General features: G+C 65.9%; 6 protein-coding genes. 4 read left to right on the forward strand and 2 right to left on the reverse strand.

What is annotated here, in order from left to right:
• Window positions 1-90: 90 nt before the first annotated feature.
• Window positions 91-1,155, reverse strand: coding sequence for a tRNA (adenosine(37)-N6)-threonylcarbamoyltransferase complex transferase subunit TsaD (tsaD, locus tag ACOQFS_RS04425; protein ID WP_421561736.1), 1,065 nt, complete (start codon window positions 1,153-1,155; stop codon window positions 91-93).
• A 44-nt stretch (window positions 1,156-1,199) separates the two neighbouring features.
• Window positions 1,200-2,360, reverse strand: coding sequence for a branched-chain amino acid ABC transporter substrate-binding protein (locus ACOQFS_RS04430; RefSeq protein ID WP_421561737.1), 1,161 nt, complete (start codon window positions 2,358-2,360; stop codon window positions 1,200-1,202).
• 210 nt (window positions 2,361-2,570) lie between these two features.
• On the opposite strand from ACOQFS_RS04430, the gene ACOQFS_RS04435 reads away from it, so the two are divergent.
• The 4 genes from ACOQFS_RS04435 (at window position 2,571) to ACOQFS_RS04450 (ending at window position 6,863) form a co-directional block, all read left to right on the forward strand.
• Window positions 2,571-3,197: an ANTAR domain-containing response regulator gene (locus ACOQFS_RS04435; RefSeq protein WP_421561738.1), complete on the forward strand. Its 627-nt coding sequence runs from the start codon at window positions 2,571-2,573 to the stop codon at window positions 3,195-3,197.
• 502 nt (window positions 3,198-3,699) lie between these two features.
• A complete protein-coding gene (locus tag ACOQFS_RS04440; protein WP_421561739.1) occupies window positions 3,700-4,944 on the forward strand; it encodes a CmpA/NrtA family ABC transporter substrate-binding protein in 1,245 nt (414 codons plus the stop codon).
• 46 nt (window positions 4,945-4,990) lie between these two features.
• Complete coding sequence (ntrB, locus tag ACOQFS_RS04445) at window positions 4,991-5,938, forward strand: nitrate ABC transporter permease (protein WP_421561740.1); 948 nt, start codon at window positions 4,991-4,993, stop codon at window positions 5,936-5,938.
• A 112-nt stretch (window positions 5,939-6,050) separates the two neighbouring features.
• Window positions 6,051-6,863 (forward strand): ABC transporter ATP-binding protein, encoded by an 813-nt coding sequence (locus ACOQFS_RS04450; RefSeq protein WP_421561741.1) that lies wholly within the window; start codon window positions 6,051-6,053, stop codon window positions 6,861-6,863.
• Window positions 6,864-7,056: the final 193 nt, after the last annotated feature.

Raw genomic sequence — 7,056 nt, forward strand, 5'->3', positions numbered from 1 at the left:
GGGCGCCCTTTGCCAGCAGCCCTTCGACAGGCTCAGGGCGAACGGGTCTGTCTGAGATAAGTACCTGATCAGGCACTTTTTATACCGATTTCAGACTGCGGTGGGCGTGCCGGGCACCGTGATGGCGTCCAGCGGCCAGCGCGGTTTCACATCGAAGGCGTAGTCGGTGTTGGCCTCTTGCTGCCCGGCCTGCAGCCGCATGGCAGCGGCCATGGCAATCATGGCGCCGTTGTCGGTGCACAGGTGCAGCTCGGGGTAGTGCACGCGCACCTTGTTCTGCGCACAGGCGGCGTTGAGCTGGGCACGCAGCAGCCGGTTGGCGCCCACGCCGCCGGCCACCACCACGCGCTTCAGGCCCGTCTGCTTCAGTGCCGCCAGGGTCTTCTTCACCAGCACCTCGACGATGGCGGCCTCGGTGCTCGCGGCCAGGTCGGCCTTGCGGGCTTCCAGCTCGTCGCCCAGCTTCTTGGCCTGCGTGAGCACGGCCGTCTTGAGGCCTGCGAATGAAAAATCGAGATCGCCGCTGTGCAGCAGCGGGCGCGGCAGCTTGAAGGCCGTGGCGCTGCCCTGCTCGGCCAGGCGCGACAGCGCGGGCCCGCCGGGATAGCCCAGACCCATGAGCTTGGCGGATTTGTCGAAGGCTTCGCCCGCAGCGTCGTCAATGGTTTCGCCCAGGATCTCGTAGCGGCCCACGCCGTCCACCCGCATCAGCTGGGTGTGGCCGCCGGACACAAGCAGCGCCACAAACGGGAACTCCGGCGGATCGGCGCTGAGGAAGGGCGAGAGCAAATGCCCTTCGAGGTGGTGTACGCCCAGCACGGGCTTGCCCAGGGCGGCGCCCAGCGCGCAGGCTACGCCGGCCCCCACCAGCAGCGCGCCGGCGAGGCCGGGCCCGCGCGTGTACGCCACCACGTCCACCTCGCGCAATGCATGGCCGGAGTCGGCCAGCACCTGGGTGGCCAGCGGCAGCACGCGGCGGATGTGGTCGCGGCTGGCCAGCTCGGGCACCACGCCGCCATAGGCCTGGTGCATGTCGATCTGGCTGTGCAGCGCGTGCGACAGCAAGGTGGGCACGGCGCCATCGCCGGTGCTGCGCACCAGCGCCACGCCCGTTTCGTCGCACGAGGATTCAATGCCCAGTATCAGCAAACTCATGCCCCGAGTGTAAAACCCAGGGCCCGGGAGCCTGCCCCGCGCGGTTACCAGCGGTCGGAGCGCATGCGCAGCTCCCACGTTCCGGCGCGCAGCTCGTACACGCCCACGGCGCCATAGCGCTGCTCGCCCTTCTCGTCCCAGGTCATGGTGCCGATCACCGGCGCATAGCCGTTGATGCTGTGCATGGCCTTGGTGATGTCCTTGGGGTCGGCCGACTTGGCCTTCTGGATCGCGGCCGAAAGCACATAGGTGCTGTCGTAGCTGTAATGCCCGCCATAGGCCGGCGGCTTCTTGTAGGCGGCGATGTACTTTTCGAGGAAGGGCTTGCCGGTGGTGAATTCCTTGGCCTCCAGCACGGGCGAGGTGGCGTAGATGCCGGCGACCATGCCCATGGCCTTGGTCATGTCGGTGGTCTTGATGGTGTCGCCGCCCAGCAGGCTGACCTTGGTGTGGTCCACCTTGCGCAGCGCCTCCAGCAGCGCCAGGGCCTGGAAGTCATTCAGCGTGGAGACGATCACCTCGACATTGGCGGCCTTGAGCTCGGCCGCCAGCGCGTCGAACGCCACCGTCTTGTCGTCGAACGACTTGCGCACCACCACCTCTTTCTTCTCGGCCTTGAGCTGCTCGGCGGCTCCGTCGGCCAGGCCCTTGCCATAGGGCGTGCCGTCGTCCAGCGCGGCATAGCGCGCGGCACCCAGCTGGGTGGCGGCAAACGAGCCAATGGCGCGCGCCTGCAGCGTGTCGTTGGCCACCATGCGGAAGGTGGTGGGAAAGCCCAGCTGCGTGAACTTGGGGTTGGTGGAGATGGCGATCTGCGCGATGTCCTTGGCGGCATACACCGCGGCCGTGTCGATGCTCACGCCCGAGTTCAGGTGGCCGATCACCGCGACCACGCCGGCATCCACCAGCTGCTGGGCCACGGTCTTGCCCGTGGCGGAATCGGCCTTGTCGTCCACCGACACCACTTCCAGCGTCACTTTCTTGCCATCCACGCTGTAGCCGCCCTTGTTCAGTTCGGCCACTGCCAGGTTCACGCCATTGAGCAGGTCTTGCCCCAGCCCGCCCAGCGGGCCGCTCAGCGGCTGCGCCACGCCGATCTTGATGGTGTCGGGCACCTTGCCGCAGCCGGACAGGAAAGCGGCCGCAGCGATGGCCGCGAGGGCCAGGCTGGCCGAGAACCGGCGCCGGTCGATGTGCTTGTTCATGCAGAAAACTCCAAAGAGGTATGTCAAAGTGACCGGATGTATATGCGAGCCGCCAACCCAGCGCCTAGCGGGTATGCCCTGCCGCGTATCAAACTATTAGCAAGTTTCAGGCCCCTCAAGTCCGCAGACCGCCCCTGCCGCACCGCTCGGGGGGGCGTGCACCGGTTCGATGCACCACTTTGTGGCGTAAAAATTGCTTATGCTCGGGGCATGAATGAGGCTTTGCGCATCGTGGTGGTGGCCCCGGACCTGGCGGTGACCGACCCTGACGACGAACACGCCCTGCTGCAGGCAGAGCGGTCGCGTGCGCTGCGCATCGGCCTGCTGGAAAACAACTTCAACCTGGTGGCCACGCTGCCCGCCGACGTGTTCCTGAGCGAGCGGCTGGCCCAGCTGCAGCCCGACCTCATCATCGTGGACGCCGAGAGCGAAGCGCGCGATGCGCTCGAACACGTGGTGATGGCCACGCGCAACGAGCGCCGGCCCATCGTCATGTTCACCAACGACGAAGACACATCGCACGTGAAGGACGCGGTGGCGGCGGGCGTGTCGGCCTACATCGTGGCGGGCCTGGCCCCGCAGCGCATCCGGCCCATCCTGGACGTGGCGATGGCGCGCTTTCAGCACGAGCAGGCGCTGCGCGCCGAGCTGGCGGACGCGAAGACGGAGCTCAAGGACCGCAAGACCATCGACCGCGCCAAAGGCCTGCTCATGCAGCGCCAGGGCCTGACCGAACAGGCCGCCTACGAGAAGCTGCGCAAGACCGCCATGGACAAGGGCCTGAAGCTGGTGGATGTGGCGCAGCGCATGCTGGATGTGGCGGATCTGCTGGGGTAGGCAGGTCGCATCCCCCTGAGGTGCTTCGCACCTTCCCCCTTCTCTCGAATCGCTGCGCGATTCGGGAAGGGGACGCAGCCCTCGCTGCGGGGCGGCCCTTGCTCGGCTGCCCTCGCCTGGGCTGCGTCCAGTTTGACCGCCCTCTCCCTGATGGTGCGCCGCACAAAGGCAGTGCAAATCCAGCACAAGCAGAACGGCAACAGTGATTTTCTAACCAAATAGTGCCACAGCGCTTATCCATCAAGCGATTGAAGCTATCAAAAACGTAGCGATTGGTGCGCCATCGTGGCGCAAACGAAGCTGGCACGCTGCTTGCAATAGAGGTTGCAAGACCAATGACGGTCCCATCTCGCAGCACCGACCCAATGGCGGGCCGGTGCCAGGCAAGGCCTACGGGCCGTTGCCATGGACAAAGGCGTCCCTCTCTGACACCGCAGTTGCCCCGTGCAGCCCGGCAGGAGAGGACGCCTTTTTTGTTTTCAACGCTACGAGGAACCGCACCATGACCGATCTTCTGAAAACCAGTCTCAACCGACGCTCCGTATTGCAGGCCGCTACCGTGGGCGCCGTGGGCATCAGCCCGGCGCTGCGCGCACTGGTGCACGCCCAGGGCTCCGACGCCCCCGAGAAGAAGGAGGTCAAGATCGGCTTCATCCCGCTGACCGACTGCGCCAGCGTGGTCATGGCCTCGGTGCTGGGCTTCGACAAGAAATACGGCGTCACCATCATCCCCACCAAGGAAGCCTCCTGGGCCGGTGTGCGCGACAAGCTGGTGAACGGCGAACTGGACTTTGCCCACGTGCTGTACGGCCTGGTCTATGGCGTGCACATGGGCACGGCCGGCCCGAAGAAGGACATGGCCGTGCTGATGAGCCTGAACAACAACGGCCAGGCCATCTCCCTGTCCAAGGCCCTGGCCGACAAGGGCGCGGTCGACGGCCCGTCGCTCGCCAAGCTGATGGCCAGCGAAAAGCGGGAATACACCTTCGCCGGCACCTTCCCCACCGGCACCCACGCGATGTGGATGCACTACTGGCTGGCGGCCGCCGGCATCAACCCCATCTCGGGCGCCAAGCTCATCACCGTGCCGCCACCACAGATGGTGGCCAACATGCGCGTGGGCAACATGGACGGCTTCTGCGTGGGCGAGCCCTGGAACCACCGCGCCATCATGGACGGCATCGGCATCACGGCCAACACCACCCAGGACATCTGGAAGGACCACCCCGAGAAGGTGCTGGGCACCACGGCCGAGTTCACCAAGAAGTACCCCAACACCACGCGCGCCGTGATGATGGCCGTGCTGGAGGCCAGCCAGTGGATCGACGCCGGCCTGTCCAACAAGATGAAGATGGCCGAGACGGTGGCGCAGAAGGCCTACATCAACACCAGCGTGGACGCGATCAACCAGCGCATCCTGGGCCGCTACCAGAACGGCCTGGGCAAGACCTGGGACGACCCCAACCACATGAAGTTCTTCAACGACGGCGCGGTGAACTTCCCCTACCTGTCCGACGGCATGTGGTTCCTGACCCAGCACAAGCGCTGGGGCCTGATCAAGGACCACCCCGACTACCTGGGCATCGCCAAGCAGATCAACCAGATCGACCTGTACAAGTCGGTCGCCAGCGCCATGAAGATCAGCGTGCCCAAGGATGTGATGCGCACCAGCAAGCTGATCGATGGCGTGGTGTGGGACGGCAAGGACCCCGCCAAGTACGCCGACGGTTTCAAGATCAAAGCCTGAAACCCCAAAGCCCCAAAGCCCCACCCGTTGAAACCAGGAGGACACCATGGTCAGTGCCGTCTTTCACGCCCCGATGGATGCCGCCGCAAAGGCGTCGGTTGCTACAAATAACGTAGCTAGCAGCGCTTTGCCATCAAGCGCAAAAGTCAAAAAAGACTCTCAAACCGCAGTGGCTGCGCCCGCCCCGCGCCCCGCACGCGACTGGGCCGCGCTGTCGCGCAGCTTCTGGATGGCCGTGCTGCCGCCCCTGTGCGGCCTGGGTCTGCTCATCGGGCTGTGGGCCGTGGTGTCCACCACCACGGGCGGCAGCATCCCGAGCCCGAAGGACACCTGGGTGCAGGCGCTCGACGTGTTCAGCAACCCCTTCTACCGCAACGGCCCGAACGACCAGGGCGTGGGCTGGAACGTGCTGATGAGCCTGCAGCGCGTGGCCATCGGCTTCGGCATGGCGGCGCTGGTGGGCATTCCGGCCGGGTTCGTCATCGGGCGGTTTGCGTTCCTCTCGCGCATGTTCAACCCGCTGATCAGCCTGCTGCGGCCCGTGTCGCCCCTGGCCTGGCTGCCCATCGGCCTCTTGGTGTTCAAGGGCGCCAACCCCGCCGCCATCTGGACCATCTTCATCTGCTCCATCTGGCCGATGATCATCAACACCGCCGTGGGCGTGCAGCGCGTGCCGCAGGACTACATGAACGTGGCCCGCGTGCTGAACCTGTCGGAGTGGAAGATCGCCACCAAGATCCTGTTCCCCGCCGTGCTGCCTTACATGCTGACCGGCGTGCGCCTGGCCGTGGGCACCGCGTGGCTCGTGATCGTGGCCGCCGAGATGCTGACCGGCGGCGTGGGCATCGGCTTCTGGGTGTGGGACGAGTGGAACAACCTCAACGTGAAGAACATCATCATCGCGATCTTCGTGATCGGCATCGTGGGCCTGGCGCTGGAGATGGCGCTCATCAAGCTGGCCACGGCGTTCACGTTCGAAGAGGTCAAGGCCTGACACCCCCCTGCGCCGCACGGCGGCCGCAGCGACAGCACCACCAACACCACCATCACCACGGGCCCGGCCATGCCGGTGCCCGGTGGCCCTCGGCACACACCAGGAGTTCCTCATGCATACCTCTCTCACCACCAAGTTCATCGAGATCCACGGCGTCGAGCAGACCTTCAAGACGGCCAAGGGCCTGTTCCCCGCGCTGCGGGACATCAACCTGACGATTGCCAAGGGCGAATTCGTGGCGCTCATCGGCCACTCGGGCTGCGGCAAGTCCACGCTGCTGAACCTGATTGCGGGCCTCACCACGCCCACCAACGGCGCGCTGCTGTGCGCCAACAAGGAAATCAACGGCCCCGGCCCCGAGCGTGCCGTGGTGTTCCAGAACCACTCGCTGCTGCCCTGGCTGACCTGCTTCGACAACATCTACCTGGCTGTGGAGCGCGTGTTTGGCGGCAAGGAGTCCAAGGCCCAGCTCAAGGCGCGCACCGACGCGGCCCTGGCCCTGGTGGGCCTCACGCACGCCGGGCAAAAGCGGCCCGGCGAAATCTCGGGCGGCATGAAGCAGCGCGTGGGCATTGCCCGCGCCCTGTCGATGGAACCCCAGGTGCTGCTGATGGACGAGCCCTTTGGCGCCCTCGACGCCTTGACCCGCGCCAAGCTGCAGGACGAGCTGCTGGAGATCGTGGCGCGCACGCAAAGCACCGTGGTCATGGTCACGCACGACGTGGACGAGGCCGTGCTGCTGTCCGACAAGATCGTGATGATGACCAACGGCCCGGCCGCCACCATCGGCGAAGTGTTGGCCGTCGACCTGCCCCGCCCCCGCAAGCGCGTGGAGCTGGCCGAAGACCCGCAGTACGTGCACTACCGCAAGGCGGTGATCGACTTCCTCTACACGCGCCAGGGGCACGTCGAAAAGGCGGCTTGAGCAACTGGGCTCCAGGCCCGACAACACGGCAAAACAAAAGGGCTCTGACCAGATCGGTCAGAGCCCTTGCTCTTTTGCGTCCTCGGCGCACGGCCGTAGCACGCGCGCGATCCAAGGCCAGTGCCCCCGCGCAAGGGCCGCCCCGCCGCGCCGGGGGCGTCCCCCTTCCCGAATGGCGCAGCCATTCGAGAGA

Origin of the sequence: Paracidovorax sp. MALMAid1276 (assembly GCF_049198005.1) — a bacterium.
GTDB lineage: Bacteria > Pseudomonadota > Gammaproteobacteria > Burkholderiales > Burkholderiaceae_C > Acidovorax.